Genomic DNA, 15,451 nt, shown 5'->3' on the forward strand with positions numbered 1-15,451 from the left:
TCGTCACCTGTCAAAAAAGCCCCAGCTGCCCAGTAATGAGTGTAGCAAAGTCGTCACCGACGAACGGCAAAATGCCGTCAGCCACCGGCTGCAGCTGTTTGGTGACGTAATGATCGTAGTCGAGGGGCGTATTACGCGCCTCGAGCGGTTCCGGTCCGGCCGTGGCCATCACATAGCGGATCGAGCCACCGTTTTGATACTGCAGTGGGCGCTGCAGCTTGCGATTTTGCTCATCGGCGAGACGCGCAGCGCGCACATGAGGCGGCACATTGCGCTCGTAATCTTTCAGCGCGCGCCGCAGGCGTTTTTTATACACCAGTTGATCGTCGAGTTCACCGGCCAGCAGCTGCGCCACCGTTTCGCGAATGTAATCCTGCCACGGCTCGCCACGGAAAATACGGCCATACAGATTTTGCTGGAACTGCTGCGCCAGCGGCGTCCAGTCTGTGCGCACTGATTCGAGGCCTTTAAACACCAGCCGCTCGCCGCCCTCGCTGAGAATCATGCCGGCATAGCGCTTTTTGCTGCCCTGTTCGGCACCGCGAATGGTGGGCATCAGGAAACGGCTGAAGTGCGTTTCATACTCCAGCTCCAGCGCGCTCTCCAGCCCATAAGTCGATTGCAGATGCTGCCGCCACCAGCCGTTCACCTGTTCAGCGAGATGACGACCAATCGCCGTCGCCTCCGCTTCACTGTGCGCGCCTTTCAGCCAGACGAAGGTGGAATCGGTATCGCCGTAAATCACATCAAAGCCTTCCGCTTCAATCAGCTCGCGCGTTTGCTGCATGATGGCGTGGCCGCGCAGGGTGATGGATGACGCGAGGCGCGGATCGAAGAAGCGGCAGGCGCTGGTGCCGAGCACGCCATAAAAAGCATTCATGATGATTTTCAGCGCCTGCGACAGCGGTTTGTTGTTGTCGCGCTTGGCGGCTTCACGCCCTTGCCAAATCTGCTCGACAATCGCCGGTAAACAGTGGGTCTCACGGGAAAAGCGCGCATTGCGGAAGCCGGGCACGGAATCGGCGTCATCCGGGTGCGCCAGGCCTTCCACCAAACCCACCGGATCGATAAGGAAGGTGCGAATAATTGAGGGATAGAGGCTTTTGTAATCCAGCACCAGCACTGAATCGTACAAGCCGGGCCGCGAATCCATCACGTAGCCGCCGGGGCTGGCTTCCGGCGCCACTTCGCCGAGATTCGGCGCCACGAAACCGGCGCGGTGCATGCGCGGGATATAGAGATGACCAAAGGCCGCCACCGAACCGCCGTGACGATCCACCGCTAAACCATTTACCGTGGCGCGTTCCAGCAGGAACGGCATGATGGCGGTATGCTGGAAAATGCGCGTCACCAGCTCGCAATCCTTGAGATTATATTTCGCCAGCGCTGGCTTATCGTTGGCAAAGCGCCAGTTGATCTCTTCCATGCGATCCCACGGATTATTGATGGCCTTGCCTTCACCGAGCAGCTGGCGCGAGACCGCTTCGAGGCTGAATGACGGGAAATCCCAAAACGCGGATTTGAGCGCGTCGATACCATCAATAATTAAGCGGCCCGTTGCCTGCGCGAAGAACACACCAGGTTTGAAGCCGTGCTCGCGCCACTCCAGCGCCTGCTTCTGACGCCCTAAACGCAGCGGAATGCCGTAGCGATCGGCGTGTTTCTGCAGTACGCGCAGATCGAACTGCACTACATTCCAGCCAATAATCACATCCGGTTCATGCCGCTCGAACCATGCGTTGAGCTGCTCAAGCAGCTGCGGGCGGCTATCAACATAGATCAGTTCAAAATCGAGCGTGCTGGCATCGCCGTTGGGCGGACCGAGCATGTAAACCTGGCGCTGACCGCAGCCTTCCAGCCCGATGCAGTAGAGCTCACCGTGCTGCGTGGTTTCGATATCCAGCGATACCCATTTCAGCTGCGGACGGTAATCAGGATGCGGTTTCAGACGCGCGTTGACCACGCTGTCACCGCGTGTTTCACCGCTAAACCACACCGGCGCGGTGATAAAGCGCTCCATCAAATAGCGTTCGGGTGGCCGAATATCCGCTTCATAGACCGGAATGCCGTTTTCACGCAGGCGCTTTTCCAGATTTTGTAGCTGACGATTGCTGCGGCAATAGAGGCCAAACACCGGACGGCGGCGAAAATCCTTCAGCTCCAGCGTTTGCAGGCGCGTATGACGTTCGTCGCGGATCAGCGCTTCGGTTGGCGTGCGAAACTCCTCGGGCACAAACGCCACGGATTCCTGGGCAGGCAGCACCAGCCGCTGCGGGCCGCTGTCGGTGGCCAGCCACAGCACCACTTCGCTGCCGGTCGGCGTATCTCGCCAATGTCGGGTAAGCAGAAAACCTGCGCGCGGATCGGTCACGTGAACTCCAGAGAATGAATTGCATTGAGTATAACATGGATGTTTATACAGTGTCCTGCAGGCGAAATTGTCACCACTTTGTCAACATCGTTCTACAATTCTTGCCTTGACGACCATGTGTATGCTCTGGACAATCCAGCCTCTATATTCCGCAGAGGATATTTATGGAAGCCTGGATTCAACACCTGTTTTCGCAATCGCTGGAGTACGCGCTGATCGCTGTGGCGCTGGTGACCTTCCTTGAGTCGCTGGCCTTCGTGGGATTGCTGTTGCCGGGCACGGTATTAATGGCCAGCCTTGGGGCGCTGGTCGGAAGCGGACAAATTGGTCTTTACCCTGCGTGGGCGGCCGGATTCGTTGGCTGTTTAATCGGCGATTGGGTCTCTTACGGCATCGGCTGGAAGTTTCAGGGGCCGCTGCATCGCTGGAAATATCTGAAAAAGTACAAGGGGTTGCTGGATAAAACCGAGCATGCGCTGCATCAACACAGCATGTTCACCATTCTGGTGGGGCGATTTGTAGGACCGACGCGTCCGCTGATTCCGCTGGCAGCGGGCATGCTGGAGTTGCCGGTGCGCAAATTCCTGCCGCCTAACCTGATTGGCTGCATCCTCTGGCCGCCCGCGTATTTGATGCCGGGCATTCTGGCGGGCGTGGCGATTGATGTACCGCAGGCCGCGCAGGGCGGCAGCTTTAAATGGCTGCTGTTGCTGGTGGCGCTGCTGCTGTGGGTCGGTGGCTGGTTGCTGTGGCGCTGGTCGCGCAGCGGTAAACCGATGGATTGGGCGACAAAGTATCTGCCTGCATCGCGTCTGCGCTGGCTGGCACCGTTGATGGCGGCGATTGGCCTGGGCGCGTTTATCGCAATCCAGTTCCATCCGATGATGCCAATCTTCCGCCACCTGCTGTGGAAAGTTTTCTTCGCTTAACGCGCTGTCACGCCAAGGATGGCGGCCGCGGCACTTTCACCGCGCACCAAACTCTCTGTACTGCCATCCCAATAGATGCGCCCGTCGACGATCACCAAACTGCGCGGCGCAATCTGCTGAGCATCTTCCAGGCTGTGCGACACCATCAACAAGGTGATGTTGCGGTTTTCGCATACCGAACGTACCAGCTGCAGCATCTCGTTGCGCAGCGCCGGATCCAGCGCTGAGAAGGGTTCATCCAGCAGCAAAATCGGTTGATTGCGCAGCAGGCAACGCGCCAATGCCACGCGCTGACGCTGGCCACCGGAAAGCTGACCAGGCAAACGCGTGAGCATCGCCTGCAAGCCGGTTTGCTCAGCGATATCCACCACTTGCTGCTGCTGTTCGCGCGTCAGTTTCAGGCCCGGGTGTAAGCCCAACGCCATGTTTTGCTGCACCGTGAGATGCGGAAACAGATTGTTCTCCTGGAACAGCATGGAAACCGGGCGCGCCGACGGCACGCTGTGGGTATGATCAACGCCGTTCATCACCAGCGCGCCTTGATTGATCGGCAAAAAGCCGCCAATCAGACTCAGCAAGGTACTTTTCCCCGCGCCGCTCGGACCGAGGATCGCCAGACGTTCACCCGCCTGCGCCGCAAAACTGAAGCGCATCGGCAGATGCTGATAAAGGTAAGTAAGGTTATTCAGTGTCAGCATGGCGACCCGGTAATTTTTCCATCAGAGTGAAGAGTAGCAAGCAGAGCAGCAGCAGCAGCAGTGCGGTGACGGCACCGTCCGCACCGCGATAGGCGCCAATCTGTTGGAACAGATAGAAAGGCAGCGTGCGGAAATCGGCGCTGCCAAACAACGCGACCACGCCAAAATCGCCAATCGACAGCACGCAGGCAAACGCCAGCGCCTGAGCAATCGGGCGTTTCAGCGCGCGCAGCTCAATCAGCCGCAAGCGGTTGAAACCGGAGATGCCGAGCGAAGCGCAGAGCTGGCTGTAACGGGCGCTGATATCGCGCATCGGATTCTCCAGCACTTTCATCGCATAAGGAATGGCGATCAGGGCGTTAGTGAAGATCACCAAACCATCGGCGCGCTGCGGTAACCCCACGGTGGCGTTGAACAGCAGAAAGAAACCGCTCGCCAGCACAATGCCCGGCATCGCCAGAATCAGCATGCCGCTCATCTCCATCGCCTGCGCGGCGACTCTGTTCTGGCGCTGCCGCAGTTCGCGGCTGCTCCACAGCAGCATCATGGTCAGCACCACGCAGAGCACGCCGGCGCCCACGGCAATACGCAGCGAGGTAAAGGTGGCTTGCCACAGCGCCGCTTGTTGCAGCGCACCGGCAACGCCGCCGCGCAAACCATCGACGATTACTGCCGCCAGCGGCGGTAACAGCAGCAGCAGCGCCAGGCCAATCAGCACCGTATCGCTGATGCGCGCCTGCCATGAATCCTGCGGATCGCGCCAGCCGCGAATGCTCTGGCTGCCGGTGGGAATGGCTTTGCTAAAGCGCTGGCTCAGCAGCACCAGCAGCAAACAGCAAGCGAGCTGTAACAGCGCCAGCAGCGCCGCGCGGCCCGGATCGTAATCGAAATTTAGCGCCTGATAGATCGCCAGTTCCAGCGTGGTCGCTTGTGGTCCGCCGCCCAGCGCCAGCACCGTGGCGAAGCTGGCGAAACAGAGCATAAAGATCAGTGCCGCCGTCGGCAGAATCTGACGGCGCAGCCACGGCCACTCCAGCAAGCGAAACAGATTCCAGCCGCGCAGGCCAAGCTGGGCGGCGACCTGGCGCTGCTCGCCGGGAATGCTCTCCAGCGCCTGTAACAGCAGGCGCGTCGCCAGCGGCAGGTTAAAGAAGACGTGCGCCAGCAGAATGCCCTGCAGGCCATACGGCGAAAAGTGGTAGTCAAAGCCGATGGTCGCGCACAGTTGTGCCAGCCAGCCGCTGCGACCGTACACGCTGAGCAAGCCAAACACCGCCACCAGCACCGGCAGCACCAGCGTCATGGCGCACAGGCGCAGCAGCAGATTGCGTCCCGGAAAACGGCGGCGATAGAGCGCGCGCGCCAGCAGAATCGCGGGCAGCACCGACAGCAGCGCCGACAGCAGCGCCTGCTCAAAGGAGAACAGCAGCACATGATGCAGATAGCTGTCGTCGAGCAGCGCGCGCCAGTCGGTGGCCGGAGCGACCATCACCAATGCACCAAACGCCAGCAGCGCCACCGCGCACAGCATCAGCGCGATGGCGCTGCCGGGAATCAACCAGCCGGGCATTAACGGCTAACGGCGCTTTGCCATGCGCTGATCCACGCGGCGCGATGGTCGGCGACTTCGGCTGGCGTGAATTGCAACGCCTTCGCGGGCACCTGCAACGTTTGATAACCGGCTGGCAGATCGCTTTTGATCACCGGATACATCCAGTTGCCGGTAGGAATGGTCTGCTGGAAGGCCGGAGAAACCATAAACTGCATGAACTGCTGCGCCAGCTTAGGCTGTTTGCTACTGGCGAGCTGCGCGGCGACTTCCACCTGTAAATAGTGGCCTTCGCTGAATTCGGCCGCGGCGTAGTTCTCTTTCTTCTCTTCGATAATGTGATAAGCCGGAGACGTGGTGTAGCTCAACACCAGATCGCTTTCGCCTTTCAGGAACAGGCCGTAAGCTTCGCTCCAGCCTTTAGTGACGGTAACGGTTTTTTGCGCCAGCTTCTGCCACGCATCAGCTGCGTTATCGCCATACACTTTTTGCATCCACAGCAGCAGGCCAAGACCCGGCGTGCTGGTACGCGGATCTTCATAAATCACGCGCCATTTTTCCGGGCTTTCGACCAGCTCTTTCAGGCTTTTCGGCGGGTTCTTCAGTTTGTTTTTATCGTAGACGAAAGCGAAGTAGCCATAATCGAACGGGATAAAGGTTTGATTGTTCCAGCCATCCGGCAGTTTTAAGCTGCGGGTATCCACGCTGCTTTCGGCAAACAAGCCGGTTTTCTCCGCCGCCTGCACCAGATTGTTATCCAGCCCCAGCACTACATCGGCTTTGCTGTTTTTACCTTCCATGCGCACGCGATTGAGCAGCGATACGCCATCTTCCAGCGCCACATACTTCAATTCGCAGTCGCACTGCGCTTCAAAGGCTTTTTTTACCGCCGGACCGGGGCCCCAATCGGCAGAGAACGAATCGTAGGTGTAAACGGTCAGAACCGGTTTAGCAGCGAAAGCCGGTGCCGTAACCAGCAGCAACACAGGCAGAACTTTGTTTAACACTTTGCGCTCCTTGAGGAGAAGAGATGTTGAGTCGCAAAGGATCTGAGGCGTGAGGCATCTCAAATCCCTACGCCGGTATTAGCCGGATCAGGTTCGACGGGTTTCTCTCAGCCCTGATATCAAGGCACCCCGTTGAGAACGGCTCATTCTAGACATTTATATGACAGCGCGAAAGGATCACAGCTCCGGTGGTGCAAACCAGGCTGATTTGAAGTCAAACCAGCCGAGCGTATTCAGCCGCACGCCGCGCATACTGCGTTGCCCTTCCAGCAGCAGCCAGTGATGGAACAGCGGATGCAGATAGTCGCGGTCGATCAGCTGTTTGCTCCATTCCGCCAGCGGTAACGCTTTCTGCCGCCAGCGCGCGGCATCGGCTTGCCAGTCAATCGGAATGCAGTGATGCATCAACGGCAACTCGAACAGTTGCGCGAACAGCGCGTACTCCAGCGGCAGGGTAAAGTTGACGCTGCCGAGCCAGATATCACTTTCACCTTCGCCCTCGAACCACGCTTCGTAGCTCACGACACGAGTAATTAGCTCAACACCTTGCTGCGCCAGCAGCGGTCGCAGCGCGTTAGCGATACCTTCATGCTCAACGTGATGGCTGTACCAGCTCAGCGTCAGCTGAGTTAAGCCTGCCGGTTTATCGGCGGAGGTGAGATCGCGGCGATGGTGCCAACGCGGCAGCAAGCCATAAGCCGGGAACCAGTAACGCTGATAGCCGACGCCAGCATGATTCAGTAAGGCGATGGGATTAAACAGATAGCTTACCCAGCGGCGGAAATGCGCATCGCGGCCCAACTCGGAGCGCTGATCGTACAGCAGGAAGTAGCAGCCTTCTTCCAGACGACTCTCCTCCGATTTTTCATCGGCGGTTTCGCCTTGCAATTTAACCCCGGCATACACCAGCTCGTCGCTGATCTCCGGCAGCACCCAAATCGACACATCGTCAATCAGCGCGCGATAGCCAAAGTAATCATCAAAGGCGGCGATTTTCAGCTGCGTTTGCTGGTTGCGCACCACGCTGTACGGACCGGTGCCAAGCGGCTGGCGGGCAAACTGGCGTAACGTGGGCCATTCGCGCGGCAGGATCATCGCGCTGACGCTGGCCAGCAGCCACGGCAACCAATCGTCCGGCTGGCTCAGATGGATATCCAGCGTCCAGGGCGCGGGCGAATCCAGTTTACTGATGTGAGAAAACAGCGGCTGGCTGCGCACGCGCTCCAGCGAAGCAATCACATCCGCCATTTCCAGTTCACGGCCATGATGAAAACGAATCGCCGGGCGCAGGAAGAAACGCCACTGCAGCGGCGAGGTTTGCTGCCAGTAATGGGCGATATCGGGTTCGATTTCCCCCTTTTCCTCATTTATGCGCATCAGGCCGTTGAAAATTTGTCGCGCCAGATGGGTTTCCGAGCGGCGCAGCGGCGAACCGGGTAGCAGATTGGGCAGCGGGCGATAATAGAGCACGCGCAGGATGTGTTTACCCTGGCGGAAGCTGCGGCCTAAATGTGCCGCAATCATCTGGCGCACCTGGTTTTTATCGCCCACCAGCTGCACTAACTGTTCGATGCGGTCTTGTTCCAGCAGATCCTCGGCGCGCTGCTGCTGGAGCGCCAGGCCGGTATAGCAGAAACTCAGCATCGAGCGCTTGCCACGTCCCGCTTCTGCCTGCCAAATCAGCCAGCCTTGGCTTTGCATGGCGTTGAGCAGGTTACGCATATGGCGACGCGAGCAGTGCAGCAGATCGGCCAGCTCGCTGAGCGTGGTTTCCTGATCCTGCCCCTGACAGCTTTGCCATAGGCGGATAAATTGCTGCTGCAGACGTGAAGAGGACATAAAAGGGGAACTCCTTGTCAGAATCGCTCAGTTTTTCCTGCCTCATATTAGAGGCATACTGCCCGGCAATGGAAGAGCGGGAGGCATTCAGTAATGAATGGCGCTCTGCCAGCGGTTCCGCCGACGTGGAACCCCTTTCTGAGTAGGGTGCATTTTCACCGCCAGCAGCGCTTTATCTGCTGGCTTTTTTCGTTTTACTGTAGAATCTTCTACCCTCATTTCTCTACCTTTTTTATTCGCAAAGGGATTTCTGCATGAAATCGCTGTTAACGCGTCAACGTCGCATCAATCCGGTCTACCTCTCGTTTATGGCGGTGTCGTTTATGACCGGCGTGGCCGGTGCGCTGCAAGCGCCGACGCTGAGCCTGTTTCTGACGCGCGAAGTACAGGTAAGTCCGTTCTGGGTCGGCTTGTTCTTTACCATCAATGCGATCGCGGGGATTGTGGTCAGCCTGCTGATGGCGAAACGCTCCGATAATCAGGGCGATCGCCGCAACCTGATTCTGTTTTGCTGCCTGATGGCGACGCTGAATGCGCTGCTGTTTGCCTTCAATCGCCACTATTTAACGCTGGTGACGCTGGGCGTGTTTTTGTCGGCGCTGGCCAGCGTGTCGATTCCGCAGGTGTTCGCCCTCGCGCGGGAATATGCCGATCAGTCGGCGCGTGAAGTGGTGATGTTCAGCTCGGTGATGCGTGCGCAGCTGTCGCTGGCGTGGGTGATCGGGCCACCGCTGTCGTTTGCGCTGGCGCTTAATTACGGTTTTGTGACGCTGTTTTGCGTGGCGGCGGGGATTTTCCTGCTAAGCATGCTGCTGATCTGGCGCACCTTGCCCTCGGTACCGCGCGTGGTGGCCTCGCCTGAAGAGGTGCTGACGCAGCTGAGCCCGTGGAAGGACAGTCAGGTGCGGTTGCTGTTTATCGCCTCCGTCACCATGTGGGCATGCAACACCATGTATATCATTGATATGCCGCTGTATATCAGTACCACGCTTGGCCTGCCGGAGAAGCTGGCGGGATTACTGATGGGCACCGCCGCCGGGCTGGAGATTCCTATTATGCTGCTGGCTGGCCATTACGCGCGGCGCACCGGCAAACGCAACCTAATGCTGCTGGCGCTGGTGGCGGCGATTGTGTTTTATCTCGGATTGGTGATGTTCCAGTCGCGTACAGCGTTGATGGTATTACAACTGTTTAATGCCGCGTTTGTTGGCATCATCGCCGGGATTGGCATGTTGTGGTTCCAGGATTTAATGCCGGGCCGCGCAGGTGCGGCGACGACGCTGTTCACCACCTCAATTTCCACCGGCATGATTATCGCCGGCATCATTCAGGGCACCATGAGTGAACGCTTTGGTCATGAGTCGGTTTACTGGCTGGCGTTGGGGCTGGCGGTGCTGGCGTTGGGATTGGCGTCGCGCGTGCGGGATGTGGTTGATAGATAGCAAAGAGAAGGGCGACAGGATGTCGCCCTTGTTGCCTCAGCGTAAGAACGCGGGCTGATTGGTCTCGTAGCTGGAGATAGACGCTTCGTGTTGCAGCGTCAGGCCAATGCTGTCGAGGCCGTTGATCATGCAGTGACGGCGGAAGCTGTCGATTTCGAAGCTATAAGTCTTATCGCCTGCGGTTACAGTTTGCGCTTCCAGATCCACGGTGAAGGTGATGCCCCGCTGCGCGGCAACCAGTTTGAACATCTCATCCACTTCTTCATCGCTCAGCTTCACCGGCAGCAGCTGGTTGTTAAAGCTGTTGCCGTAGAAAATGTCGGCGAAGCTTGGCGCAATCACCACATGGAAGCCGAAGTCGGTCAGCGCCCACGGCGCGTGCTCACGCGATGAACCACAGCCAAAGTTCTCACGCGCCAGCAAAATGCTGGTGCCTTTGAACTCCGGTTTGTTCAGGACAAAGCTGGCGGTTGGCACGGTGCCCGCATCATCTTCAAAACGCCAGTCGTGGAACAGATGCGCGCCAAAACCGGTGCGCGTCACTTTCTGCAGGAACTGCTTTGGAATAATGGCATCAGTATCGACGTTGGCCGCATCCAATGGCGCCACAATGCCGGTATGTTGAGTAAATTTGTTCGCCATGGCTTACGCTCCCTGAGTCAATTCACGAATGTCGGCAAAGCGACCGGTTACGGCAGCCGCAGCAGCCATTGCCGGGCTCACCAGGTGAGTACGTCCACCGCGGCCCTGACGGCCTTCAAAGTTACGGTTGCTGGTTGATGCGCAACGTTCGCCTGGATTGAGGCGGTCGTTGTTCATGGCCAGACACATGGAGCAACCCGGTAAACGCCATTCAAAACCGGCTTCGAGGAAGATTTTGTCCAGACCTTCGGCTTCGGCTTGTGCTTTTACCGGACCCGAACCTGGCACCACCATCGCCACCACGCCCGGCGCCACTTTACGGCCTTTGGCAATCGCAGCAGCGGCGCGCAAATCTTCAATACGTGAGTTGGTGCAGGAACCGATAAACACTTTATCGATCGCCACGTCAGTCAGTTTGATGCCGGGCTGCAGATCCATGTAAGCCAGCGCTTTCTCTGCTGAGGCGCGCTCAACCGGATCGGCAAAGGATTGTGGATTCGGAATCGCTTGATCTACCGCCATTACCTGGCCTGGATTGGTGCCCCAGGTCACTTGCGGAGCGATATCTTCCGCGTGCAGCGTGACGATGCTGTCGAATTTGGCATCGCTGTCAGACTTCAGCGTGCGCCAGTAAGCGACCGCTTGTTCCCACTGCTCGCCCTTCGGCGAGAACTGCTTGTCTCTCAGATAATTGAAAGTGGTGTCGTCCGGCGCGACCAGGCCCGCTTTGGCGCCCATTTCAATCGCCATGTTACACAGCGTCATGCGGCCTTCCATGCTCAGCGCTTCGATCGCTGAGCCACAGAATTCGACAACGTGACCGGTACCGCCAGCGCTGCCGGTTTTACCGATAATGGCCAACACAATGTCTTTGGCGGTAATGCCCGGCGCCGCTTCGCCCAGCACTTCAATCTTCATGGTCTTCGCGCGGCCCTGTTTCAGGGTTTGCGTGGCAAACACGTGCTCAACTTCGGAAGTACCGATACCGAATGCCAGCGAACCGAACGCGCCGTGCGTGGCGGTGTGGGAATCACCGCAGACGATGGTCATGCCCGGCAACGTCATACCTTGCTCTGGCCCAATGACGTGCACGATGCCCTGGAACGGGTGATTCAGGTCATACAGCTGAATGCCGAACTCAGCACAGTTTTTCATCAGCTCTTGCATCTGAATACGCGCCATCTCGCCAGACGCATTGATGTCTTTGGTCTGCGTCGAAACGTTGTGATCCATGGTGGCGAAGGTTTTCGACGGCTGACGCACTTTGCGCCCGTGCGCACGCAGGCCATCAAAGGCCTGCGGCGACGTCACTTCATGGATCAGATGGCGATCGATATAGAGTAACGGCGTTTCGTTCGGGGTTTCGTTAACGACATGTGCATCAAATAACTTCTGATATAAGCTTTTCATTTTATTATTTTTCCTCGGCGATGAAACCGGCAATGATGCTGCCCATCTCATCTGTGCTCACGGCTTTGCCGTCACCGGCCAAATCACGGGTGCGATAACCCGCTTCCAGCGCACGGCTCACGGCGCGTTCAATGCTTGCGGCGGCTTCATCCGCATTCAGGCTGTAACGCAACAGCAGTGACAGCGACAGAATCTGCGCAATCGGGTTAGCGATGTTCTGACCGGCGATATCCGGTGCGGAACCGCCCGCTGGCTCAAACAGGCCAAAACCTTCTTCATTCAGGCTGGCGGAAGGCAGCAAGCCCATTGAACCGGTAATCATCGCGCATTCATCTGACAGGATGTCGCCAAACAGGTTAGAACACAGCAGCACGTCAAACTGTGATGGATCTTTAATCAGCTGCATGGTGGCGTTATCGATGTACATGTGGCTCAACTGCACATCCGGATAATCTTTTGCCACTTCGTTCACAATTTCGCGCCACATGACGGAAGTCTGCAAAACGTTGGCTTTGTCAATTGAGGTGACGATGTTGCGGCGCTTACGCGCGGATTCAAACGCGATACGCGCGATGCGCTCGATTTCGAAACGGTGATAAACCTCAGTATCGAAAGCGCGCTCGTGCGGGCCGCTGCCTTCGCGGCCTTTCGGCTGACCGAAGTAGATGCCGCCGGTCAGTTCACGCACGCACAGGATGTCGAAACCGCGTTCGGCGATATCGCTACGCAGCGGGCAGAACGCTTCCAGACCTTTATACAGTGCCGCAGGGCGCAGGTTGCTGAACAGCTTAAAGTGCTTACGCAGCGGCAACAGCGCACCGCGCTCGGGTTGCTGCGCAGGTGGCAGATGTTCCCATTTCGGGCCACCTACCGAGCCAAACAGAATTGCATCTGCCTGCTCTGCGCCGGCAACGGTAGCCGGTGGCAGCGGTTCACCATGACGATCGATGGCGATACCGCCAACATCATATTCGCTGGTGGTGATACGCATGTCGAAACGCGTACGAATTGCATCGAGAACTTTCATGGCCTGCGCCATCACTTCCGGACCAATTCCGTCGCCTGGCAATACCGCGATATGAGAAGACTTAGACATAATTACACCGTTTCCTTCTGATCTTTAAATTTACGCTGCAGTTCTTTTTCCACCTGCTTAGCACGCCAAATATTGTTCAACGCGTTCACCATCGCTTTCGCCGATGATTCGACGATATCGGTCGCCAGGCCAACGCCGTGGAATTTACGACCGTTGTAGTTGACCACGATATCGACCTGACCCAGCGCGTTCTCGCCGTGGCCTTTCGCCGTCAGCTTGTAGTTAATCAGCTCGGCTTCAAAGCCGGTAATACGGTTGATCGCCTGATAGACCGCATCAACCGGACCGTTACCGGTTGCGGCGTCAGCTTTGGTCTCTTCACCGCAGCCCAACTGCACGGAGGCCGTTGCGGTTACGCTGGAGCCGGTCTGCACGTTGAATTCGTTGAGCTCGAAATATTCCGGCTCTTCGTTCTGCTTGTTGATAAAGGCCAACGCTTCCAGGTCGTAATCGAACACCTGACCTTTCTTGTCGGCCAGCTTCAGGAAGGCGTCGTACAACGTGTCGAGGTTGTAATCGGACTCTTTGTAACCCATCTCTTCCATGCGGTGTTTCACCGCAGCGCGGCCAGAACGGGAAGTCAGGTTCAGCTGGATTTTGTGCAGGCCGATAGATTCTGGCGTCAGTATTTCGTAGTTTTCGCGGTTCTTCAGCACGCCATCCTGGTGAATACCGGAAGAGTGGGCGAAGGCGTTAGAACCCACCACCGCTTTGTTGGCTGGAATCGGCATGTTGCAGATTTGGCTCACGGTTTGGCTGGTGCGGTAGATTTCCTGATGATTGATATTGGTGTGGACGTTCATGATCTGCTGGCGGGTTTTGATCGCCATAATCACTTCTTCCAGCGCACAGTTACCGGCGCGCTCGCCTAAACCGTTCAGCGTACCTTCAACCTGACGCGCACCGGCCAATACCGCAGCGATGGCGTTGCCGGTCGCCATACCCAAATCGTCGTGGGTGTGAACCGACAAGATGGCTTTATCGATATTTGGAACGCGTGCCACCAGTTGGCCAATGATGTTGGCGTATTCGCCTGGCAAGGTGTAGCCGACGGTGTCCGGAATGTTGATGGTGGTTGCACCGGCATTGATCGCGGCTTCAACCATGCGGCACAAATCGTCGATTGGCGTACGCCCGCCATCTTCACAGGAAAACTCAACGTCGTCGGTATAGTTGCGGGCGCGTTTGATCATGTGCACTGCGCGTTCAATCACTTCTGGCAGTGTGCTGCGCAATTTGGTGGCGATGTGCATCGGCGAAGTCGCGATGAAGGTGTGAATACGGAACGCTTCAGCCACACGCAGTGATTCGTATGCGGCGTCAATGTCCTTCTCAACGCAGCGTGCCAGTCCGCAGACGCGGCTGTTTTTAATGGTACGAGCGATGGTTTGTACGGATTCAAAATCGCCTGGAGAGGAAACGGGGAAGCCCACTTCCATTACATCCACGCCCATACGTTCCAACGCCAGAGCGATTTGCAGTTTTTCTTTAACACTCAGGCTGGCCTGTAGAGCCTGTTCGCCATCACGCAGAGTGGTATCGAAAATAATAACTTGCTGGCTCATCGTAATCTTCCTTATGCATTAACTTTGCCGGTGCTACGAGCATAAAAAAACCCGCGCATTGGCGCGGGTTTCTTAAACTTCTGCAGGTTCGAATCAGTTATTGATTCCGCCCACGAGTCTACCGCGCAAACTGGATGCGTTTAGTAGTAGACCGAGTAGGCGGAAAGAATGAAACATGAGTCAAACCTCGTAAATTGAGTGCTGCACATATTGGTACTGGAATTGACGTCTGAAGTCAACCTTAAGTACAAGGGTATTTCTGTGAAGTCAGAAGGGCGATGTGCTGTGATTTTTCGGCTGCGCAGAGCAATGACATTAATTAGCAACAGAATAAGTGAATCCATCCACTTAAAAAATCGTTTAGAAAATAGAATTTATTTTAAATAGTTGATAATTAACATCTTAAGTTGATAATGCGCATTGCTGATAAAACAAGATTAGGCTTGTTGTTAAGAAGAATATGATGTGATCGGGCCGTTTTATAGATAATCACGCCAGAAAGTAATTATCACAAAAGATTGTGGACTGAGTGGTCAGGCAATATGAAAATCATATTTCTTAGAACACGCTGCAAATAATCTATAAACCAGCATTTTCCTCTGTGGTTATGACGAAGCATTAGTTTAATCCTCGCAGGCAATAATCACGCATCAGTGCCTTTATTGCCGGATCGGGCGCGACGTGGCGTCCTGGCGTTTGCAGGGCGGGTTGTCTGCGGTTATGGTAATCGACCTACTCTCAAATAATTAACTCAAGTAGATTCCCTGTACCTGGAAGGCGGACAGAACGCCGCCTTCTGAGCATAAACATAAGGTTTTGATCTTAATTGGCGATCGGGGGCCGGATATCAGTGGCGTGCGGGAAACGCGAACGTCAGTGGATTCAGTCCCTCAAGCCTGGAGG

At 56.6% G+C, this 15,451-nt stretch carries 12 protein-coding genes and 1 riboswitch; of the genes, 2 read left to right on the forward strand and 10 right to left on the reverse strand.

Annotation, left to right across the window (positions count from 1 at the left end; genetic code table 11):
• Nucleotides 1-10: 10 nt before the first annotated feature.
• Nucleotides 11-2,371 carry a DNA polymerase II gene (gene polB / locus ACFQW4_RS15505; RefSeq protein WP_377726081.1) on the reverse strand — a complete coding sequence of 787 codons (2,361 nt, stop codon included), beginning with the start codon at nt 2,369-2,371 and terminating at the stop codon, nt 11-13.
• A 164-nt stretch (nt 2,372-2,535) separates the two neighbouring features.
• Between polB and ACFQW4_RS15510 the strand changes: the two genes are divergently transcribed.
• Nucleotides 2,536-3,300, forward strand: coding sequence for a DedA family protein (locus tag ACFQW4_RS15510; protein ID WP_377726083.1), 765 nt, complete (start codon nt 2,536-2,538; stop codon nt 3,298-3,300).
• On the opposite strand, the gene thiQ is transcribed toward ACFQW4_RS15510, so the two are convergent.
• The 4 genes from thiQ to sgrR form a co-directional block, all read right to left on the reverse strand.
• Nucleotides 3,297-3,998: a thiamine ABC transporter ATP-binding protein ThiQ gene (gene thiQ / locus ACFQW4_RS15515; RefSeq protein ID WP_101762131.1), complete on the reverse strand. Its 702-nt coding sequence runs from the start codon at nt 3,996-3,998 to the stop codon at nt 3,297-3,299. The genes ACFQW4_RS15510 and thiQ overlap by 4 nt on opposite strands.
• The gene (gene thiP / locus ACFQW4_RS15520; protein ID WP_377726085.1) at nt 3,982-5,568 is read right to left on the reverse strand and encodes a thiamine/thiamine pyrophosphate ABC transporter permease ThiP; all 1,587 of its coding nucleotides are present in this window, start codon (nt 5,566-5,568) and stop codon (nt 3,982-3,984) included. Before thiP ends, thiQ begins: the two co-directional genes overlap by 17 nt.
• Nucleotides 5,568-6,554 (reverse strand): thiamine ABC transporter substrate binding subunit, encoded by a 987-nt coding sequence (thiB, locus tag ACFQW4_RS15525; protein WP_377726087.1) that lies wholly within the window; start codon nt 6,552-6,554, stop codon nt 5,568-5,570. Before thiB ends, thiP begins: the two co-directional genes overlap by 1 nt.
• A 46-nt stretch (nt 6,555-6,600) precedes the next feature.
• Nucleotides 6,601-6,696: riboswitch (TPP riboswitch) on the reverse strand.
• Nucleotides 6,697-6,731: 35 nt separating this feature from the next.
• Nucleotides 6,732-8,393, reverse strand: a complete 1,662-nt coding sequence (gene sgrR / locus ACFQW4_RS15530; RefSeq protein ID WP_377726089.1) for an HTH-type transcriptional regulator SgrR — start codon at nt 8,391-8,393, stop codon at nt 6,732-6,734.
• Nucleotides 8,394-8,647: 254 nt separating this feature from the next.
• Here sgrR and ACFQW4_RS15535 point away from each other — a divergent pair, with 254 nt between their 5' ends.
• On the forward strand, nt 8,648-9,835 hold the full coding sequence (locus ACFQW4_RS15535) for an MFS transporter (RefSeq protein WP_217549117.1): 1,188 nt from the start codon (nt 8,648-8,650) through the stop codon (nt 9,833-9,835).
• 36 nt (nt 9,836-9,871) lie between these two features.
• Here ACFQW4_RS15535 and leuD read toward each other — a convergent pair whose 3' ends face one another.
• From leuD to leuL, 5 genes are all read right to left on the reverse strand, one after another.
• On the reverse strand, nt 9,872-10,477 hold the full coding sequence (gene leuD / locus ACFQW4_RS15540; RefSeq protein ID WP_377726091.1) for a 3-isopropylmalate dehydratase small subunit: 606 nt from the start codon (nt 10,475-10,477) through the stop codon (nt 9,872-9,874).
• Between the two features lie 3 nt (nt 10,478-10,480).
• Entirely contained in the window at nt 10,481-11,887 is a 1,407-nt protein-coding gene (leuC, locus tag ACFQW4_RS15545; RefSeq protein ID WP_377726093.1) for a 3-isopropylmalate dehydratase large subunit, read from the reverse strand.
• 4 nt (nt 11,888-11,891) lie between these two features.
• Nucleotides 11,892-12,983 carry a 3-isopropylmalate dehydrogenase gene (leuB, locus tag ACFQW4_RS15550; RefSeq protein WP_008108624.1) on the reverse strand — a complete coding sequence of 364 codons (1,092 nt, stop codon included), beginning with the start codon at nt 12,981-12,983 and terminating at the stop codon, nt 11,892-11,894.
• 2 nt (nt 12,984-12,985) lie between these two features.
• Nucleotides 12,986-14,548: a 2-isopropylmalate synthase gene (leuA, locus tag ACFQW4_RS15555; RefSeq protein ID WP_101762123.1), complete on the reverse strand. Its 1,563-nt coding sequence runs from the start codon at nt 14,546-14,548 to the stop codon at nt 12,986-12,988.
• A 93-nt stretch (nt 14,549-14,641) separates the two neighbouring features.
• Complete coding sequence (leuL, locus tag ACFQW4_RS15560; protein WP_099686952.1) at nt 14,642-14,725, reverse strand: leu operon leader peptide; 84 nt, start codon at nt 14,723-14,725, stop codon at nt 14,642-14,644.
• Nucleotides 14,726-15,451 lie beyond the last annotated feature (726 nt).

This window comes from Pantoea sp. GCM10028869 (assembly GCF_042666835.1).
Lineage (GTDB): Bacteria > Pseudomonadota > Gammaproteobacteria > Enterobacterales > Enterobacteriaceae > Pantoea > Pantoea leporis.